Below are 19,529 nucleotides of genomic sequence, written 5' to 3' on the forward strand. Positions count from 1 at the left end.
AAACATGGCTACTTTTGCCGGTCTCGATGCAGATGCCACAGAGCTTCAACAACGCGTTGAACGATTTCATGCGGTGCGCGAGGGCATCGCGAAACAGGTGCGCGAGGTGATTGTGGGCCAGGAGGAGGTGCTGGAGCAGGTGCTGATTGCTCTGTTCGTCGGCGGTCACTGCCTGATGACGGGCATGCCGGGTACGGCGAAGACGCTGATGGTGCGCACGATCGCCGAGGCGCTGGGGCTGGAGTTCCGGCGCATCCAGTTCACGCCGGACCTGATGCCTTCCGATGTGACGGGCACGGACATCATTGAAGAAGACATGACGACGGGGCATCGCAAGTGGACGTTTGTGCGTGGCCCGATCTTCGGCAACATCATTCTTGCCGATGAGATCAATCGTACGCCGCCGAAGACGCAGGCCGCGCTGCTGGAAGCCATGCAGGAGCGCTCGTGCACGGTGCGGGGACATGTTTATGCGCTGCCTGCGCCGTTCTTCGTGCTGGCGACGCAGAACCCGATTGAGCTGGAGGGCACGTATCCTTTGCCCGAAGCACAGCTCGACCGCTTCATCTTCAACGCGATACTGGAGTATTTGACGGTTGATGAAGAGTTGAAGGTGCTTGACCTTACGACGACTACGCGCACGGCGGTGGTCCAGCCGGTGACCTCGGCGGAGGAGTTGCTGGACTTTCAACAACTGGTAAGGATGGTGCCGATTGCGGATTCGCTGGCGAGGTATGTGGTGAACCTGGTGCGCGCGACGCGTCCCAAGAGCGAGAGCGCGCCGGAGTTTGTAAAGAAGTATGTGAACTACGGCGGCAGCGTGCGCGCGGCGCAGTTCATTGTGTTGGCCGCGAAGGCGAGGGCGCTGACGCGAAAGCGGTATCACGTGACGTATGACGACATTACGGCGCTGGCGACTCCGGTGCTGCGTCATCGCATTCTTCTGAACTTCCATGCGGAGTCGGAGCGTATCGACACGGATGAGATCATGCGACGGCTGCTGGCGCATATGTCGCCGCCCAGGGAGGGATGATGCAGCGGTTTCTCGATCCCGCGGTGCTGGCGAGCATCTCGTCGCTGGACCTGATTGCGAAGACGGTGGTGGACGGCTTTGTGTCGGGCCTGCACCGGTCGCCGGACTTCGGCTTCAGCCAGGAGTTTGCGGAGTATCGCCCGTACACGCAGGGAGACGACCTGCGCCATGTGGACTGGAACCTCTTTGCGCGAACGGAGCGCTGCTACCTGAAGCGGTACAGAGGAGAGACGAACAGCCAGCTGATGATTCTGCTGGATGCGAGCAACTCGATGCAGTTCGGTTCGCGGCAGCCGGCGAAGGCGGACTATGCGAGGTATCTTGCGGCGTCGCTGTTCTACATGGCGGTGCGCAACCAGCGCGATGCTGCGGGCGTGATTGTGTTCGACGATGAGGTGCGCGATTACGTGCAGCCGTCGACGCGGCAGGGGCAGCTCGCGCGCCTGTTTGCTTCGCTGGAGCGGGCAGAGCCGCGCGCGCGAACGGACCTGGCGAAGCCGCTGACGCACTTCCAGTCCCTGCTGCATCGTCGCGGAATTGTGATCGTAATCTCGGATTTTTACGAAGCGCCTGAGGCGATTGTGCGGGCCGTTGAGCCGCTGCGGTTTCACGGCAACGATGTTGTGTTGTTCCATGTGCTCGACCCGCAGGAACTGCGCCCGCAGATGAAAGGCCCGGCGATCCTTGTCGACCTTGAATCGAACGAGAAGATTGAGGTGGTTCCGGAGTATGTGAACTCGACGTACCGAGAGAGACTGCAAGACCATATCGAACAACTAAGCACGCGGGCGCGCGCGGCGGGAATGGAATACCAGCTTCTGGCGACGGACCAGCCTCTTGATGCAGTTTTGCGCGAGTATCTTTCGCTGCGGCGGACGGGACGATGAGGGCGGGGCGATGAGGACAGGGCGATGATGGGCTTTCTGGCGCCGTGGTTTCTGGCAGGGCTTGCGGGCCTTGGGATACCGGTGTTTGTGCATCTGTTGCGCAAACATATTACTGTGCCACGTCCGGTGAGCTCGCTGATGTTCTTTGAGCGCGGAACGCAGAGCTCGACGAAGCATCACAGGTTGAGATATCTGCTGCTGTTTGCGCTGCGGTTTGCATTGCTGCTGCTGGTGGTATTGGCGTTTGCGAATCCATTTGTGCGGCGTTCGGCGAAGGGCGCGAATGGGCATCTGCTGATGATCGTGCTCGACAACTCGTTCAGTATGCGCGCGGGCACCCGGTTTGCCGATGCGAAACAACAAGCGTTGGCGCTGCTTGCGGCGAGGCCGCGTTCGCAGCGCGCGCAGGTGATTGCGTTGGGAGGGCAGGTGCAGGTATTGACGCAGCCGATCGCCGATGCGGAGCAGTTGCGCGCGGCGCTTGAAAGCGTTCAGGTCGGCGACGGTTATGGGAGCTTTGGCGAACTCGCGAAGACGGTCCGCGCACTCAGCGAGACAGAGGCCGAGCCGATCGACCTGCATCTGTTCAGCGACATGCAGCGCAGCGCGATGCCCGCGAACTTTGCGGATGCTGTGTTTCCGCAGACGGTGGAGTTGACACTGCAAAAGGTTGCGAAAGATGCGGCCCCCAACTGGACGGTTGCGAGCGTTACTGCGCCAACGGATCTTACGGACACAAAGGACGCAACAAAATCGCGGGTGCAGGCTGTTGTCGCAGGTGCGGGTACGGACGATGCGATGAAGACGGTATCGCTGGTGGTGAATGGAAGGGAGGCGGCGAAGCGGAGCGTGAAGGTGCCTGCGAATGGACGGGCGACGGTGGAGTTTGCTCCCCTGGATGTTGGTTATGGCTTCAACCGCTGCGAGGTGCGCGTGGATGGCGGCGATGCGCTTCCGGCGGACGACGCGAGTTTCTTTGTTGTGCGGCGGCTCGATCCGCAGCGCGTTTTGTTTGTGCATAACGCGCGCGATGAGCGGTCGCCCTTGTACTTTGGCGCGGCGTTGAATGCGGCGAGTCACGGGGCCTTTGTGGTGCAGGCAGTAGCGGCAGAGCAGGCGACCGACATCGATCCCAAAAAGTTTGCCTTTACGGTGCTGTCGGACACGGCGGCGCTGCCTTCGATCTTTGAACATACGCTGGAGCAGTATGTGACGAGTGGCGGCGATGTGTTGATTGCCGCTGGCGTGGAAGTGGGGCGGCGGGGAAGCGTGCCGCTGTGGGGCGGCAAGCCGGCGAAGCCGCGCAATCTTACGGCTGCGGTTGGCCAGGTGGACTTTACGTATCCCGCTCTGGAGCAGGCGGAGCCGGGACGCGACAACGGAGGCTGGGCTGCGGCGCGGTTCTTCTACGTTGTTCCGGCCGACGCTTCTCATACGCGGGTTGTGGCGCGGCTGAGCGATGGCACACCTCTGTTGCTGGAGAGGCAGATGGGTGAGGGCAGAGTGCTTCTGTTTGCATCAGGGCTTGAGAACCTGACGAACGACCTTCCGCTTCACCCTGTGTTTGTTGCGTTTGTCGATAAGGCGTCGCGATACCTTGCAGGCGGCGAAGAGTTGAGCGGAGCGAAGACGGTGGACTCGTTCGTCGAGCTGCGCTCTTCGGCGGAGACGCCTGGGAGGACGGCGAACGCTGAGGTGATTGATCCGGGCGGGCGGAGGCCGCTCTCTTTGAGCGAGGGGCGAACGGCGCGGGCGTTTCGCCTAACGAAGGCGGGCTACTATCAGATTCGCTTTGCGAATGGCCGCAGCGGTGAGATCGGAGTCAATCCTGACCGACGCGAATCGGACCTGACTCCTATGTCGGCGGAGATGCAGGGGTTATGGACGGGAAGCCACGACGGCGGAAATGCAGTGGAGAAAAAGCAGGTTTCGGGGACGAATGACCGACGCATAGGACTGTGGTGGTACGTTATGCTGCTTGCACTGGCAGTTGCGGTTGCGGAGACGGCTCTCTCCAGCCGCTACCTGGGCGTGCAGCGGGAGGAAGTATGAGCAGGCGGGACGAGCTCAATTCCTACATTGCGCAGACGCGAAGCAGGCTACGCCTACAGGCGTGGACAGCAGGCTTCCTTGTGCTGGCGGGCACGGCATTGCTGACCACGATCGTTCTTGTTCTGATCCTCAACCACTATGCGTTTCCTGCTGTAGGAGTGAAGGGCGCGCGCGTGGCGCTGTTTGTTCTGCTGGGAGTTACGGCGGCGGCAGGCATCGCCCTTCCGCTGATGCGGCTTACGCCGGAGCGCACGGTTGCGAAGACGGAGCAGGCCCATGCTGAGCTGGAGCAGCGGCTGAGAACGTTCTATGAGCGGCAGCAGCAAGGTGGCGATCCCTTCATCGAACTGCTTGCTGCCGACACGCTGACACATACGCAGGACGCCGCGCCGTCGTCGCTAGCCCCAGGCAGGCGATTGTTTGCGTTTGCGGGAGTTGGGCTGGGGTGTCTTGGCGCGCTGATCTGGATGATCGTGGCCTCGCGCGGCTTTATAGGCTATGGCGCGACGCTGTTGTGGACTGGCGGGCACAAGAACGCCGCTCCTCTTTACAGCCTGGCTGTGGAGCCCGGCGATGTGACTGTGCGACGCAACAGTGACCAGCTGATTACGGCGCACGTTGTGGGGTTGCACCCGGAGAAGGTGCAGTTGTTTGCGCACTATCAGAGCGCGAAGGGGTGGGAGCCGGTTGCGATGCAGATGCTGCCGGATCAGGGAGGGAGCGCGAGCTATCAGTTTGTGCTCGCGGGGTTGCCGGAGAACGTGGAGTACTACGTGACCGCGGGACCGCTGAGTTCGCAACACTACACGGTCCGGGTGGCAGATCTTCCGACGGTGAAGAAGATTCACGTCACCTACCAGTTCCCCAAGTGGACAGGGTTGAAGCCGGCGGAGCAGGAGCAGAGCGGGGATTTGCGGGCGATTGAAGGAACGGATGCCTCGATTGAGGTGGAGATGGACAAGCCGCTCAAGGAGGGCAAGCTGGCGCTGGATGACAACAAGACGATCACGTTGTCGAGCGGAGAGGGGAATACGTACAAGGGCTCGATCCACATGGAGAAGGACGGCGCGTATCACGTTGCAGCGATCGAGCAGGGGCAGCCAGTCCGGCTTTCGGAGGACTACTTTATTGCGACGGACAAGGCGGAGCCTCCGCAGGTGAGCATCAGCCGTCCGGGCGGTGATTATCGCGCTTCGCCGATCGAAGAGGTCAAGGTTGGGGTTGAGGCGGCGGACCAGTTCGGCCTGCGAGAGATGCACCTTCATTACTCGGTGAATGGCGGAGCGGACAAGGACGTGGATCTGTTGAAGTCGCCGGGAGCGAAGAATGCGGATGGCTCGTACACGCTTCGGCTGGAGGAGTTCAAGCTGGTGCCGGGAGACCTGGTGAGTCTGTACGCCACGGCGAAGGACGGTCACGCGGAGGCGCGCACAGACATCAGCTTCGTTCAGGTGGATCCGTTTGAGCGGGAGTTCTCGCAGTCGCAGCAGAGTGGCGGCGGGGGTGGCGGTGGAGGCGGCGGACAGAGCAATCAGACCGACATGTCAAAGCGCGAGAAGGAGCTGATTGCCGCGACGTGGAAGCAGCAGAACGACAAGACGGCGACACAGAAGGACAGCGCGGTGCAGGGGCAGTTCCTTTCGGATGCGCAACAGAAGCTGCGCGACCAGGTGCAGGCGCTTTCGGCGCGCATGCAGAGCCGCGATCTGTCGGAGGCGAACGAAGAGTTCAACGGCTTTGAGAGAGACATGCAGATGGCGGCGGCGGCGATGGGGCCTTCCGCGGACAAGCTGAAGGGGATGCAGTGGAAAGACGCCTTGCCGCTTGAGCAGAAGGCATTGCAGGCGCTGCTGCGCGCAGAGGCTACGTTCCGGCAGATTCAGGTGGCGTTCGGGCAGCAGGGCGGCGGAGGAGGCGGAGCGAACTCGGCGGGGCGCGACCTGGCGAGTTTGTTCGACCTGGAGCTGGATACAGCGAAGAACCAGTACGAGACGGCGCAGAACACTTCTCCCGAGGAGCAGAAGCAGAAGGAGATTGACGACGTGCTGGCGAAGCTGGATGCGCTGGCGAAGCGGCAGGAGGAGCTGGCCAAACAGCAGAACAATCCGCAGCAGAGCTTCCAGGACCGCTGGCAGCAGGAGATGCTGCGCCGCGAGGCGGAGCAGTTGCAGCGCCAGATGGAGCAGATGGCGCAGAACGGCAATGGGCAACAGTCAGGTTCGCCGCAATCTGGTTCGCAACAAAGCGGGTCGCAACAAACTGGCTCGCAGCAATCGGGCAGTCAAAGCTCTGGCGCGTCCGGTTCCAGTCAGAGCGGTTCGCAGCAGCAGCGGAGTGCGTCGGCTGCGAGTGGCTCCTCGGCTTCGGGCAGACAGCAGGACCAGCGCGTGGAGCAGGCGCTGAGCCGATTGCGGCAGGCTGGCGATGCGATGAAGCGCAGCGGGAATCCGCAACAAAGCGCGGACGCAGCGAGACAGGCGGCAGATCGGCTTGAGGAGGCGCGAGGTCTGCTGGGCGCGAGCCGGCAGCAGATGGCCTCGGGGAAACTGGGGTCGTTATCGCAGGAGGCTGACCGGCTGGCGCAGGAGGAGCGGTCGCAGACCGACCGCATCAACGAGTTTGCGAACCGGCAGCAGGGCGCGAATCCTCTGGACCGCGACAGCGTGACGGCGAGGCTGAATGAGAGGAACCGGTTGGCGGAGGACCGTCAGCAGCTTTCCAACGATCTCTCCAGCCTGCAAAGGAACATGCGCGATTCGGCGCGCTCGATGGCGTCGAACAGCCCGTCGGCTGCGGAGAAGCTGCGCCGGGCGCTGTCGGAGATGGATGAATCGGACCTGGACAACCATGTTCAGCGGACAGCGGACTGGCTGCGCAGAGGGATCAATCCCAACTCGAATGGAACAGAGGCGGAGATCGCGCAGGGCTTGCAGAAGTTGAGCGGTCAGCTTCGCGACGCTCAGAAGGATGCCGGACAAGCAGCGCCAGGCGGAAGACGCGATGGCGCGGGCCGTGGCGACCAGACGGCGGCGCTGGACCAGGTGAGGCGTCTGCGCGGGCAACTGGAGGCGATGGCCGGACCTGCCGGAGATCGGCAGGGAGCGAACCGGCAGGGCAATCAGAGAGGCCAGGGTTCCGCGGATGGTAGGGATCCGTCTCAGTCGGCCAACGGACAGATTCAGCGCGGCGGGCAGGGACAGCAGGGGCAGCAGGCGGGGACTCGATCGGGCCAGGGACAGCAGGCAGGGAACCGCACTGGCCAGGCAGGCGACGCGAATGGTGAGATCAGGGCCGGGGGCGGAGGGTATGCCGATGGCACGGTCTGGGGAAATATCAACACGGGCAACAACAGCTATGGCGCCGGATCTTCGCGACCGGCGCCGACGGATGCCTCGGGCAATCCGCGCGATACGGAGCAGACGTACCGGCAGCAGATGCGCGAGTTGGAGCGGTTGCGGCAGATGGTGCAGGGGGACTCAGGCGCATCGAAGGAGGTCAGCGAGCTGACGAAGCAGATGCAGGCGCTCGATCCGTCGCGTTTCCCCGGCAACCCGGCGATGGTGGAGCATCTGCACCGCGAGGCGCTGAGCGCCATTGACCGGCTGGAGTTGCAGTTGAAAAACGGCGGCGCAACAGCAGAGGCTCGGTCGGGCAAGCCGGACACGGTGCCTTCGGGGTATCAGGAGCCAGTGGCGGAGTATTACCGTCGCTTGAGCAAGGCGCGGTGATCGCCGCGGAACCATAGGCGAACGGCCGGCGTCGAGAGGTAGCAGATCAGGCAGAGCGCGAGGAGCGCCTCGATCATGGTGGTCAGGGTACCGAGGTGGACCGGGGTGAGCGGTTGACGGAGGGAGCTCCTGGCGATCCACAGGGACTGAAGGGCGAGGAGAATGGCGACCCAGCGGGCCCAGTTGCGTCCCTGAAGATAGAACCAGAGAAAGACATAGCAGGCAGCGACGATGAGGGTATAGGTAATGATGGAGCTGGTGGAGCGGTCCTGCTGGAGGATCAGAAGATAGTCGAGCGCGGTGGTGGCGCACATCAGGGCAAAGGTGATGGTGACGCCGATGGGGCGGGGCATAGGGTTGCAGTTTATCGCGGCATCCGGCGTCCTTAGGCACTTCAGTTTGTTTTACTTGCACTGAGTCTTTTGGGTGATACGCCTTGAATTTTCCGTGTGGTCTACTACGTGCACGGGAGGTTCGACCCGGCAGCGGCTGCGGTCATTCGAGCGGTGCACTCTCTTGGGTTGGTGTTTGTTCAAATCTACCGGCAAGCGATATTGTGGAGCCACGCCTGAAGACCCGGTTATGAGGGCGTGTGTGGGCCTTCCTCGACTGGAACTATCTGCGTAGCCGCAAGATCGCTACGTTCTAACAACATTCTTACAGGGCTTCATCCCGATGCAGGAGTTTCTGGCATTGCGTGTGAGGGAGACGCTGCTGGAATAGCAGAGAACGGTATGTGTGCGGTGAAAGACGGCAGACCTGAACCGATAGCGATTGTTGGCATGAGCTGCCGTTTCCCCGGCGCGGAGGATCCGGATGCGCTTTGGAGGATGGTTGCCGAACGCCGGGAGGGCGTGTCGGATTATCCGGGGGGGCGGACGCCGGAGCTCGATGCGTTTTACCGGAGGGTCGGCATGGCGGATGGGCCGGCGTCGATCCGCGGCGGGTTCCTGCCGGAGATCGACAAGTTCGACGTGGGGTTCTTTGAGATGTCGCCGCGCGAGGCGGAGTGGCTGGATCCGCAGCAACGGCTGCTGCTGGAGGCAAGCTGGGAGGCGCTGGAGGACGCGGGTATTCCGCTCGACCGGCTTTCGGAAGAGAAGACGGGAGTCTTTGTCGGAGTCTGGGTAAACGAGTACGAGCACCACGCGAAGGCGAACGCTCCTGTATCCGAACTCTTTGTGATTACGGGCGGCGCGCTGTTTGGAGCCTCGAGCCGCTTGTCGTATCAGTTCGACCTGCGCGGTCCTGATGTTTCAGCGAACGCGGCATGCGGCTCATCGCTGGTGGCGGTGCATCTGGCAACGCAGTCGCTGCGCGCGGGGGAGTGCTCGGTTGCGCTGGCGGCCGGGGTGAATGTGCAGGTGCGGTATGAGTGCACGCAGGCATTCAGCCGAGCGAAGATGCTTTCTCCCGATGGACGCTGCAAGTTTGGGGCGGCTACTGCGGACGGGTTTGTTCGTAGCGATGGCGTGGGGACACTGGTGCTCAAGCGGCTTTCGGACGCGGAGCGCAACGGCGACAGGATCCATGCGCTGATTCTGGGGACGGGGATGGCCAACGATGGCCGGGGCAGTGGGCTGCTCATGACGCCCAGCGCCAGCGGCCAATGTGACGCGATGCTTGCCGCGGTCCGTAATGCCGGTGTTGACGCGAAGACCGTGGATTATGTGGAAGCGCATGGCACGGGAACGCGGGCGGGCGACCCCATCGAGCTGGCGGCGATCTCGGAGGTGTTCGGGCGGCCTGAGGACGGAGTGAACCCGTGCCGTACCGGGTCGGTGAAGACGAACATCGGTCATACGGAGTCGGCGGCGGGGGTGTCGGGCATCATTCGCGCGGTCGAGGCGATGAAGCATGAGCAGTTTCCGGTGAGCCTTCATGCGGAGGAGTTGAATCCCGCTCTTGCCTGGGATGGGCTTGGCGTCAGGCTGGTGCGGGAGGAAGCGCGGTGGGAGAGGCAAGGACATCCGCGTCGCGCATCGGTGAATGGCCTGGGGCTGACGGGGACGAATGCACACATCATTCTTGAAGAAGCCCCCTCTGCCAGGGTCGTTTCGGGTAGCCAAAGTAATGAAGATTATCTGCTTGTTATTTCAGGTGGATGCAAGAAATCTCTAAAGCAAAAAATGAGGCAATATCGCGATGCAATCGCTGGATTGCCGGCTGGGGATGAGGAGCGCGGGCGACTTTATGACTTCTGCTATACGGCCTCGGCCCGGCGAACGCATCTTGCGTACCGAAGCGCGGTTGTGGGGGACAGCGCGGCTGGGTTGCAGAGACAGCTCGAGCTACTGATGGATGAGCAGGATGCCACCGCAGGCTTGACCGGGGTTGTGGAAGATGGCCGCCGGCGGAAGATCGCGTTTGTCTTTCCCGGTCAGGGGTCGCAGTGGGCGGGCATGGGGCGGGAGCTGCTTCGCAGCGTTCCTGCCTTTCGCGAGGCGATGACCCGGCTGGATGCAGCGATTCAGCCGGAGGCGGGCTGGTCGGTGCTGAAGCAGTTGGAAGACCCGGCCTTCGATGAGCGGCTGGCGCGGATCGATGTGATTCAGCCGACTCTGTTTGCGATGGAGGTGGCCCTGGCGGAGCTTTGGCGCTCGTGGGGTGTGGTTCCGCAGGCGGTGATTGGGCACAGCATGGGAGAGGTTGCGGCGGCGTGCGTTGCCGGGGTGCTGACCTATATAGGTGCTGCGGCGATTATCTGCCGGCGAAGCAGGTTGCTGATGCGGGTTGCGGGCGCGGGGGCGATGGTGGTGGTCGACCTGCCGCACGAAGAGGCGCAGCAGGAGATTGCGGGGGCAGAGGACAAGGTATCGGTGGCGGTCTCCAACAGCCCGCGGTCGACGGTGCTGGCGGGAGATCCGGCGGCGCTGGACGAGATTGTGCAGAGGCTGGAGGCCAGAGACGTCTTTTGCCGCTGGGTGCGCGTGGATGTCGCTTCGCACAGTCCGCAGATGGACCCGCTGAAGGCGGAGCTGCTGGCTGCGCTTGGAGAGGTGCAGCCGCAGGCGGGGAGCGTGCCGGTGTGCTCGACCGTGCTCGCAGGCATGGTTGAAGGGGCGGCGCTGGATGCGCGGTACTGGGTCTCGAACCTGCGCGAGCCTGTGCTGTTTGCGCGTGGAGTGGAGGAGCTACTGCGGCAGGGGTTCGACACGCTGATTGAGATGAGTCCTCATCCGATCCTTGTGCCGTTTGTGGAGCAGACGTCGGAGGCTGCGGGAAGGAAGGCGCTGGCGGTGGGATCGCTGCGCCGGGAAGAGCCGGAGATGGCGACGTTGATGGTCGCGGCGGGACGCCTCTACGTGAATGGCGCGAAGCTGGATTGGGACGCGATCTATCCGGCGGGCAATCTTGTGAAGCTGCCGTTGTATCCGTGGCAGCGTGAACGCTTCTGGATTGAGTCGCGCGGCGCGAAGGCGAATGGCTTTATGTCGACTGCGGGGCATCCGCTGATGGGAGAGCCGGTGCCGACGGCCACGGGCGAGTACCTGTGGACGGCGACGATCGGGCTGGAGGCCCATGCGTGGTTGAAGGACCATGCGGTGAGCGGGACAGTCCTGCTGCCGGGCAGCGCGTATGTTGAGATGGCTGCGGCGGCCGGGAAGCTGATCTTCGGCGATACATCTGGTGAACTGCAGCGCCTGACGCTGAAGGAGGCGGCGACGCTGACGGAGAGCAAGCGGCTGGAGATGCAGGCCGTCGCCAGCCGGGAGTCGCATGAGGCTTATGCGATCCGCTTCTTCTGCCGTGAAGAGGGGAGCGAGTCGTGGATGGATGCGGCGGAGTGTCTTGTGCGCAAGGCTGCCGCATCGTCTTCGGTAGTGGGCCTGCGAGCGTGGGAGGACGCGGAGTTTTCGCCGCAGATGATGACGGGGCGGCAACATGCGGAGAAGCTGGCGAAGGCGGGCTATGATTTTGGCCCTGCGTTCCGGCAGATTGACTGGGTCACAGTAGCTGGTGAGACAGCGCTTGCGCGGATTACGCCGCCTGCGGAGATGGGACGCGAGGGATATCGGCTGCATCCGGCGACGGTGGATGCGGCGTTGCAGGTCGTCGCCCGGCTGCTGATTGAGAACAGCGGCAGCGCGGAGACCCTGCTGCCGGTCTCCATTGCCAGCGTGGCCTGGGGGGAACAGGAGATCCGGGGCGAAGCGCTTTATGCTAAAGCGCGGCTGAATGCCGCCCCCTTATCGGGAGACGTTCAGCTCTTCGACGGTCATGGCCGAGAGCTGCTTGCGATCAAGGGGCTGGCGTTTCATCGGTTCGGTGTGGATGCCGTATCGGGTGTGGAGGATGAGCTTTTCAGGCTTGCGTGGGAGCCGGTGCCGTTGCCTGGCGAGGGCATCAAGAGCGCAACGCGATTGAAGTGGCTGCTGGTTGGAGGAGAGCCGCGCGAAGCCAAGCAGCTTGCGGATGCGTTCGCCGCGCGCGGAGCGAGTTCGATTGCGTTGCCGGTGAGCGAGTTTTTAGCCGGGGAAGAAGAGTTCTCGTGCCAGGGTGTGGTGTGGCTGGAGCCTTCCATGCCTGGGCTTTCCTCTGTGTTGTCGCAGACGCAGGAAGTGCTTGCCGAGGGCGCTCGTGTTGTGACGAAGGTTGCCGGGATCGAGCAACGGAGCCAGACAGACGTGCGGCTGTGGATGACGACAGTCGAGACACAGGCGGTTACGGGGAGAGAAAAGATCGATGTTCAGGGAGCGGGGGCGTGGGGGTTCTTCACGTCGGTCAGCAATGAATATCCGTCGCTGCGGGCGAGCAGTATCGACTTGAATGCGAAGTGGCAGGAGAGCGATGTTGAAGGCATCGTGGCGATGCTGCTTGGAGATGTTGAGGACGGGCGTATCGCGTTGCGCGAGGGGAGGTATTATGCGCAACGCCTGGTGCGGATGGATGGTCGCGCGGCGGACTCGCCGGGAGATTCTGTAAGGGAAGGCGAGGGCTTTGAGCTGGGGCAGCGGGTTCCAGGAGACGTGGACAGCTTTGAGCTGGTGTCGTTGCCGTATCGAGCGCCGGGAGCTGGAGAGGTCGAGATTGAGATCGAGGCCGCGGGACTGAACTTCAGAGATGTGCTGAGCGCGATGGCGCTGCATGAGGGGATTCAAGGGGCGCACTTTGGGAGAGAATGTGCCGGTCGTGTGGTGCGGGTTGGACCGGGTGTGGAGCGGCTGAAGGCGGACGATGAGGTTTTGGCCATCACGCCTGCATTCGACCGGGTGGGGATGTTCGCTTCGCGCGTTATTGTTCCGGAGGAGCTGGCATACGCGAAGCCGAAGGGGATGACGTTTGCCGAGGCCGCGGGCATTCCGTGCGTGTTTCTTACGGTGTGGTATGCGCTGGTGAAGCTGGCGCACCTGCAACGCGGAGAGCGGGTGCTGATTCACGCGGCGGCAGGCGGGGTTGGATTGGCTGCGATCCAGGTTGCCCAATGGATTGGAGCAGAGGTGTTTGCGACCGTGGGGTCGGAGGAGAAGCGCGCTTACATCGAATCGCTTGGAGTGAAACACATCATGCACTCGCGCAAGCTCGACTTCGCGCGCGAGGTGATAGAGGCCACGGACGGAGCGGGTGTGGATGTGGTGCTGAACTCGCTTGCGGGACCGGCGATAACGGCAGGTCTGGAGTCGCTGGGCAGATATGGACGGTTTGTCGAGATTGGCAAACGAGACATTCTGGAAAACAGCAGGATCGGACTGAGCCCGTTTGATCGCAATCTGTCGCTGTTTGCGGTCGACCTGGCGCAGTCGGTGGAAGACCGCCGCGGCATGATGAGTGAGATGTTCGGAGAGTTGATGCAGCTCTTTGAGCAGGGTGTATTGTCGGTTTTGCCGACGGAGGAGTTTTCGATCAACGCTGCGAGCGAGGCCTTTCGGCACATGGCCAAGGGTGGCCATATCGGAAAGATTGTTCTCGGGGTGCAGGGCAGAGCGGTGAGCGTTCGCCGGGACCGCAGCCGGCTGAACGCGGAGGCGACCTATCTTGTGACGGGCGGCGCAGGCGGTTTGGGGCTGGCGACGGCGGAGGCGCTGATTGGGGGCGGAGCGCGGCACCTGGTGCTGGTATCGCGGCGCGGCGTGACGGCTGAAGTGCGGGCCTCGCTGGAGGCGCTGGAGAAGACGGGCGCGAAGGTGGTTGTTCGTAAGGCCGATGTGAGTAGCGCCGGGGATGTGGATGCGCTGCTGGAGGAGATCCGCGCAACGATGCCTCCGCTGCGAGGGGTGGTGCACGCCGCGGGAGTTCTGGATGACGCGGTGGTGTCGGGCCTGACGCGGGAGAAGTTTGAGGCGGTGATGGCAGGCAAGGTGAGAGGCGCGCTGCTTCTGGATGCACATATTAAAGAGGGTGAGCTGGACTTCCTGGTGTACTACTCGTCGGTTGCCGGAGTGCTGGGGAACCCCGGGCAGGCGAACTACGCGGCGGCGAATGCGATGCTGGACGCGCTTGCGGAGGCGCAGCGCGCGCGCGGCGTTCCGGCAATCAGCATCGACTGGGGAACGTGGGGTGAGGTTGGGCTTGCGGCAGAGAGAGAGAACCGCGGCGCGCGGCTGACGGGGCAGGGACTCGGTCCTCTTTCAACGGCCGAGGGCGTGGCGTTGTTGATGCAGGTTCTTCGCGATGCTCCTGCGCGTGCTGTTGCGATGCGGTTCGATGCTGACGCATGGTGCGGGGTCCACGCGGCGGCGCGAGGGTCGGGAGTCTTTGCGCACCTGCTTCGGCGCGGCGTTGCGGCGCGGAGTGAAGGCGGCGATTTCGCGTCGCGCTTGCACGGCCTGCCGGGCGAAGCGATGCGGGCCGCGCTGGCGCCGTGGCTGCGTCAACAGGTGGCAGCGGTTCTGAGGCTCGATGTGGAACGGGTCCCGTTGGACAAACCGATGCGGTCGCTTGGCCTGGATTCGCTGATGGCGCTGGAGCTGCGTAACCGGCTGGAGCGAGAGCTTCATTTGAAGTTGTCGGCCACGCTGGTGTGGAACTATCCGACGGTCACAGCCGTGACCGCATATTTAGAGGAGCGGCTGACGGCAACGCGCGAGGCGAGCGCTGGGGAGGTGAAGAGCACATCGGGGTCTACCGGCGTTGTTGGAAGAGACGTTGCTCCGCAAACGGCAGAAAGCGCAGACAAGACGGTGAGCGCAGCAGACCTGCTGGAAGCGGAGCTGCTGGGGGCCGAGGGTCTTTTGAATACTTTGGAGAGCGCGAAGTGACGGAGAGTTCACAGGACGAGCTGCTGGAGCGCGCCCGCAAGGTGATCCGCGACCTGCGCGAGAAGTTGAGCGCGGCTGAAGCTCGCAACCAGCCTGAGCCGATTGCAGTGACCGGTCTGGGATTGCGCTTTCCGGGGTGCGGCGACGATCCACAGCGCTTCTGGCAGATGATTGAAGAGGGCCGCGATGCGGTGGTGAAGATTCCGCGCGACCGCTGGGACAGGGAGGCCTACTATGCTCCCGATGCGCCGACACCGGCAAAGATTAATACGCGGCACGCATCGTTCCTTGAAGATGTGCGGCGGTTCGATGCGGCGTTCTTCGACATTACGCCTACGGAAGCTGTCGGGATGGACCCGCAACAGCGGATTTTTCTGGAGACGGCGTGGCATGCGTTTGAAGATGCAGGGCTGACGAAGCAGCATCTGACCGGCAGCGACACGGGTGTCTTTGTGGGCGTGCACAGCCAGAGCATCGACTACCTTGCGATGCAGCAGGCGGAGCCACAGCGGCTGGATGCGTACTCGGGCACGGGCACGGCGCACGACGTGATTGCCGGAAGGCTGGCCTACTGGCTCGACCTGCATGGGCCTGCGGTGGTGGTGAATACGGCGTGCTCTTCGTCGCTGGTTGCGGTGCACCTGGCGTGCCGGAGTCTGCGCGCGGGCGACTGCACGGTTGCGGTCGCGGGCGGCGTCAATCTTCTGCTGACGCCCATGTCGACGGTGACTGCTTCGCAGTTGCAGTTGCTGTCTCCCGATGGGCGCTGCAAGACATTTGATTCGCGAGCCGATGGCATGGGACGTGGAGAGGGATGCGGCGTGGTGGTGCTGAAAAAGCTGAGCGATGCGCGGCGCGATGGCGACCGCGTCCATGCGGTGCTGCGCGGCTCGGCGGTGAACCAGGACGGAAGGACGAATGGACTGACGGCCCCGAACGGCCTCGCGCAGCAGCGTGTTCTGCGGCGCGCCGTGGAAGATGCGGGTGTGGACGCGGGAGCGATTGGTTATGTAGAGGCGCATGGAACGGGGACTCCGCTGGGCGACCCGATCGAGATCGAGGCGCTCGGCGAGGTCTTTGGGCGGGCGAAGAAGAGAACATCTGCATTGACGCTGGGAGCGGTGAAGGCGAACGTTGGCCATCTGGAAGGGGCAGCTGGTATAGCGGGGCTGATCAAAGCGGTGATGGTGCTGAAGCATCGCTGGCTGCCGCCGGTGGCCAACCTGGAAAGGTTCAACACGCACCTTGTTCTGGAAGGTTCGGGCATCGAGATTCCGAAGCAGGGGCGCGTGTGGGAGGCCTCCGCACCGAGGATCGCAGGCGTGAGCTCGTTTGGATGGAGCGGCACGAATGCGCATGTGGTTCTCGAAGAGGCGGTGGAGACTGCTGCGGCGGATGGCGGACGGATGGCGGAGAGGCCGGTGCTGATCTCGGCACAGTCGGCAGAGGCGCTGAAGGTACTGGCTGCTGCCTATGCGGAGCTGCTGGATGCGGCGGATGCTGCGATGTTTGCGCGCGTGAGCTATACGAGCGCTGTGCGGCGAACGCACCATGCTTTCAGGCTTGCGGTCGCTGGCGGCGATGGCCGGTCGGCGGCTCGGGATCTTCGACGGCGCATTGCAGAAGGTGTGGGTTCAGCACAGGTGGCAGGCGGTGGGGCTGCATCGCTTGGCGAGAGTCTGCGGTCGTGGGAGTCGGGAGCCGAAGTCGCGTGGGAGAGGCTGGTGCCGCTTGCGGGCATCGCGGACCTGCCTCTGTATCCGTTTCAGGGGAGAGAGTACTGGCTGGATACAAAGGCAGTGTCTGCCGAAGAAGAGGCGGCAGACAGGCCACCTGACGATTGGTTCTATAAGACAGAGTGGATTGAGAGGCCGCTAAGCGACGCAGCGAATGGATTGAGCGCAGTCGTTCTGATTCATTCGCCATCGAGCGACATGGCGCGAGTGATGGACGTCTTCGAGCGGCGCGGGATTCGAGTGCTCGATGTGCTCTGCGGAGGCGGGGCCTGCGAACGACTGGCGGGCAACAGGTTTGTGACAGGTGAGGATGCTGGCCAGGGACTTGCGCGGGTGTTTGAAGTATTGGCGAAAGAAGGGATCGCAGGGTACGAAGCGCTGTACTTCTCTGAAGAGGAGAGCGCGGAGCGTCTGATGGAGGATGCGCTGGCCGTGTCGATGGCTTTCGTCAGGCAGGAGTCGCCTTCGAGATTGTGGTTTGTGACTCGTGGCGCGGATGGTCCGGATGGTTTGGGGCGCTGCGGTCGCACGAGGATGCAGTCGGCGGTGCGAGGCTTCAGCCGCGTCTTTGGACTTGAGTATCCTGAGCGGTCTGGCGGACTGATTGACGTCGATTGGAGCGAGGAGGCTGGTGTTGCAGCGCTTTGCGATGAGTTGGAGACGTCCTCAGGTGAAGACCGCGTGGCGTTGTGGGATGGCCGGCGCTGGGTTGCTCGTCTTCGCCGCGACCGGCCTGCATTGCTGAAGAGCCGGTTGTCCCTGCGGCAGGACTGCGCGTATCTGGTTACAGGAGCGTTTGGCGAGTTGGGCGTTGAGATCGCGTCATGGCTTGTAGAACGCGGTGCGCGTCATCTGGTCCTGCTTGGTCGAAGACGAGTGGAAGAGGTTGGGAATGCGAGGCTGCTGCGGCGGATGGAGGAGTGGCGTAAGCGGGGAGTGGCCGTTGTTGCGGAGGCCTGCGATGTTGCGGTTGAGTCGCAGGTGCAGCAGGTGTTGGACGGCATTGCCGGTACCGGACGCCGATTGGCTGGTGCGATTCACGCCGCTGCGCGGTTGGTGGTGCGCCCGATTTCCGAATTCGGTCGCGATGACGTCCATGAGGTATTTCATGCGAAGGTTGAGGGCGCGAGGGTGCTGGACCGGCTGACGCGCTCGCTCGATCTGGATTTCTTCGTTGTGTTCAGCTCTGCGGCGACGACGATTGGGCTGCGCAATGGGGCGTTGTATGCGGCTGCCAACGGCTGTCTCGACGAGATTGTTCGAGAGCGGCGAGAGGGGAAGCAGGCCGGTCTCTGCATCGAGTGGGGATCGTGGGAGTATGCGCGTGAGGAGACGCAGCGCGCGTTGATTGGCCAGTCCGGGTTCGAGGAGATGCAGCCGGCGCGAGCGATGAGGGCGCTGGAGTCGCTGCTGCAGGAAGGCCGCGGCGATGGATTGATTGCCGCCATCGACTGGAAGGCGCTTGGACCGGCGCTGGAGATGCGCACCAGCCAGGCGTTGGTGGAGGATCTGCTGGTCGAGCGCGATGCGGCAGAGGAAAGCGTAGCGGCGCCAGGCGCAGCGCTGTCTGCCGAGGGGTTGACAGGAATCTCGAAGGAAGAGCGCAGCGATCGCGTGTGCGACTTCGTTGCAGCGGAGGTGCGCCGGATCTTTGGGATGGTGCCGGAGGAGTTTCTCGACGAATCGCGCGGGCTGTTTCAGATGGGAATGGATTCGCTGATGAGCGTGAGGCTGAAGCGGGCGTTGGAGGCCGGAACGGGGCTTCGTCTTCCGGGAACGCTCACGCTGCTGTATCCCAATGTTTCAGCTATCGCGGCGTACCTGGAGGAGAAACTCGTGCCGTTGGCTTCAACGAAGGATGTGACAGATACGTCGGCGGCGCAGGAGAAGAGTGCGGGCTCTGAGGATGTCTCCGGCATGGATGACGAAGAGACGAGTGCGGCGATTGCAGCGGAGATTGCAGCGCTGCAACAGAAGCTGGGGGTCCGGTAGATATGGCGGATGGAACGGGAGCCATCTCGGCTGACAAGCAGACGTTGCTTGCGCTGCGAGCGCTGCGCCAGCGTGTTGAAGAGCTGGAAGCGGCGGAGCGGGAGCCGATTGCAATTATCGGGATGGCCTGCCGGTTTCCCGGCGGCGCAGACACTCCGGAGGATTTCTGGAGGCTGTTACAGGAGAGGCGCGACGCAGTGAGTGAGATTCCTCGCGAACGGCTCGACCTCGAATCGGTTTACGATCCGAAGCCGCAGACACCGGGAAAGACCTATAGCAAATGGGCGGGTGTGCTTGAGGCGCCGGGCAGCTTCGATGCGGAGTTCTTTGGGATCTCTCCGCGCGAGGCGGTGAGCATGGACCCGCAGCACCGCATGTTGCTTGAGGCAAGCTGGGAGGCGCTGGAGGATGCGGGCATCGCGCCGAAGACGCTTGCGGGCGGGCAGGTAGGTGTCTTTGTCGGCGTGACGACGTCGGAGTATGCGCAACTCCAACAGAGGATCACGGCGCGAGAGAAGCTGACGGCGTACGTGCTTCAAGGCTCGGCGCTGAATGCAGCGGCGGGGCGGCTCGCGTATTTTTATGGGTTGAATGGGCCGTGCATGGCGATCGATACGGCCTGCTCATCGTCGCTGGTGGCGATCGACCGGGCGTGCAAGAGCCTGCAACAACGCGAGACATCGCTTGCGATCGCGGCAGGCGTGAACCTGCTGGCTGTTCCCGATGGGCTCGTGATTGCATCGCAGTGGGGGATGCTGTCGCCTACAGGGAAGGTGAGTGCCTTTTCGTCATCTGCGGATGGGTTTGTACGAGGCGAGGGGTGTGGAGTTTTGTTGTTGAAGCGCCGCGTGGAGGCTTTGCGGGATGGGGACCGTGTGTTGGGGTGGTTGTTGTCGAGCGCG

8 protein-coding genes are annotated in these 19,529 nt (G+C 63.0%); 7 read left to right on the forward strand and 1 reads right to left on the reverse strand.

Going from position 1 to position 19,529, the window contains the following annotated elements; genetic code table 11:
- The first annotated feature begins 4 nt into the window (after positions 1–4).
- The 4 genes from JSS95_17065 to JSS95_17080 are packed head-to-tail and all read left to right on the forward strand — an operon-like array spanning position 5 to position 7,700.
- Complete coding sequence (locus JSS95_17065) at positions 5–1,033, forward strand: AAA family ATPase (GenBank protein MBS1801524.1); 1,029 nt, start codon at positions 5–7, stop codon at positions 1,031–1,033.
- Positions 1,030–1,920: a DUF58 domain-containing protein gene (locus JSS95_17070; GenBank protein MBS1801525.1), complete on the forward strand. Its 891-nt coding sequence runs from the start codon at positions 1,030–1,032 to the stop codon at positions 1,918–1,920. The genes JSS95_17065 and JSS95_17070 overlap by 4 nt, the downstream gene beginning before the upstream one ends.
- 27 nt (positions 1,921–1,947) lie before the next feature.
- Positions 1,948–3,972 carry a BatA and WFA domain-containing protein gene (locus tag JSS95_17075; GenBank protein MBS1801526.1) on the forward strand — a complete coding sequence of 675 codons (2,025 nt, stop codon included), beginning with the start codon at positions 1,948–1,950 and terminating at the stop codon, positions 3,970–3,972.
- Positions 3,969–7,700 (forward strand): hypothetical protein, encoded by a 3,732-nt coding sequence (locus JSS95_17080; protein ID MBS1801527.1) that lies wholly within the window; start codon positions 3,969–3,971, stop codon positions 7,698–7,700. Before JSS95_17075 ends, JSS95_17080 begins: the two co-directional genes overlap by 4 nt.
- On the opposite strand, the gene JSS95_17085 is transcribed toward JSS95_17080, so the two are convergent.
- Entirely contained in the window at positions 7,673–8,053 is a 381-nt protein-coding gene (locus tag JSS95_17085; GenBank protein ID MBS1801528.1) for a hypothetical protein, read from the reverse strand. The two genes, JSS95_17080 and JSS95_17085, sit on opposite strands and share 28 nt — an antisense overlap.
- Before the next feature lie 381 nt (positions 8,054–8,434).
- Between JSS95_17085 and JSS95_17090 the strand changes: the two genes are divergently transcribed.
- From JSS95_17090 to JSS95_17100, 3 genes are all read left to right on the forward strand, one after another.
- Entirely contained in the window at positions 8,435–14,899 is a 6,465-nt protein-coding gene (locus tag JSS95_17090) for a type I polyketide synthase (protein ID MBS1801529.1), read from the forward strand.
- Entirely contained in the window at positions 14,896–18,627 is a 3,732-nt protein-coding gene (locus tag JSS95_17095) for an SDR family NAD(P)-dependent oxidoreductase (GenBank protein ID MBS1801530.1), read from the forward strand. Before JSS95_17090 ends, JSS95_17095 begins: the two co-directional genes overlap by 4 nt.
- A gap of 2 nt (positions 18,628–18,629) precedes the next feature.
- Positions 18,630–19,529, forward strand: a 900-nt coding sequence (locus JSS95_17100; GenBank protein ID MBS1801531.1) for a polyketide synthase, incomplete at its 3' end; no start/stop codon positions are given.

The sequence above is a fragment of the Acidobacteriota bacterium genome (assembly GCA_018268895.1).
In the GTDB taxonomy this organism is placed as follows: Bacteria; Acidobacteriota; Terriglobia; order Terriglobales; family Acidobacteriaceae; genus Edaphobacter.

Excerpts from the sequence above, each read along its gene's own strand:
- JSS95_17065 (MBS1801524.1), top strand. The coding sequence starts at position 5 with ATGGCTACTTTTGCCGGTCTCGATGCAGATGCCACAGAGCTTCAACAA.
- JSS95_17070 (MBS1801525.1), top strand. The coding sequence starts at position 1,030 with ATGATGCAGCGGTTTCTCGATCCCGCGGTGCTGGCGAGCATCTCGTCG.
- JSS95_17075 (MBS1801526.1), top strand. The coding sequence starts at position 1,948 with ATGGGCTTTCTGGCGCCGTGGTTTCTGGCAGGGCTTGCGGGCCTTGGG.
- JSS95_17080 (MBS1801527.1), top strand. The coding sequence starts at position 3,969 with ATGAGCAGGCGGGACGAGCTCAATTCCTACATTGCGCAGACGCGAAGC.
- JSS95_17085 (MBS1801528.1), bottom strand. The coding sequence starts at position 8,053 with ATGCCCCGCCCCATCGGCGTCACCATCACCTTTGCCCTGATGTGCGCC.
- JSS95_17090 (MBS1801529.1), top strand. The coding sequence starts at position 8,435 with ATGTGTGCGGTGAAAGACGGCAGACCTGAACCGATAGCGATTGTTGGC.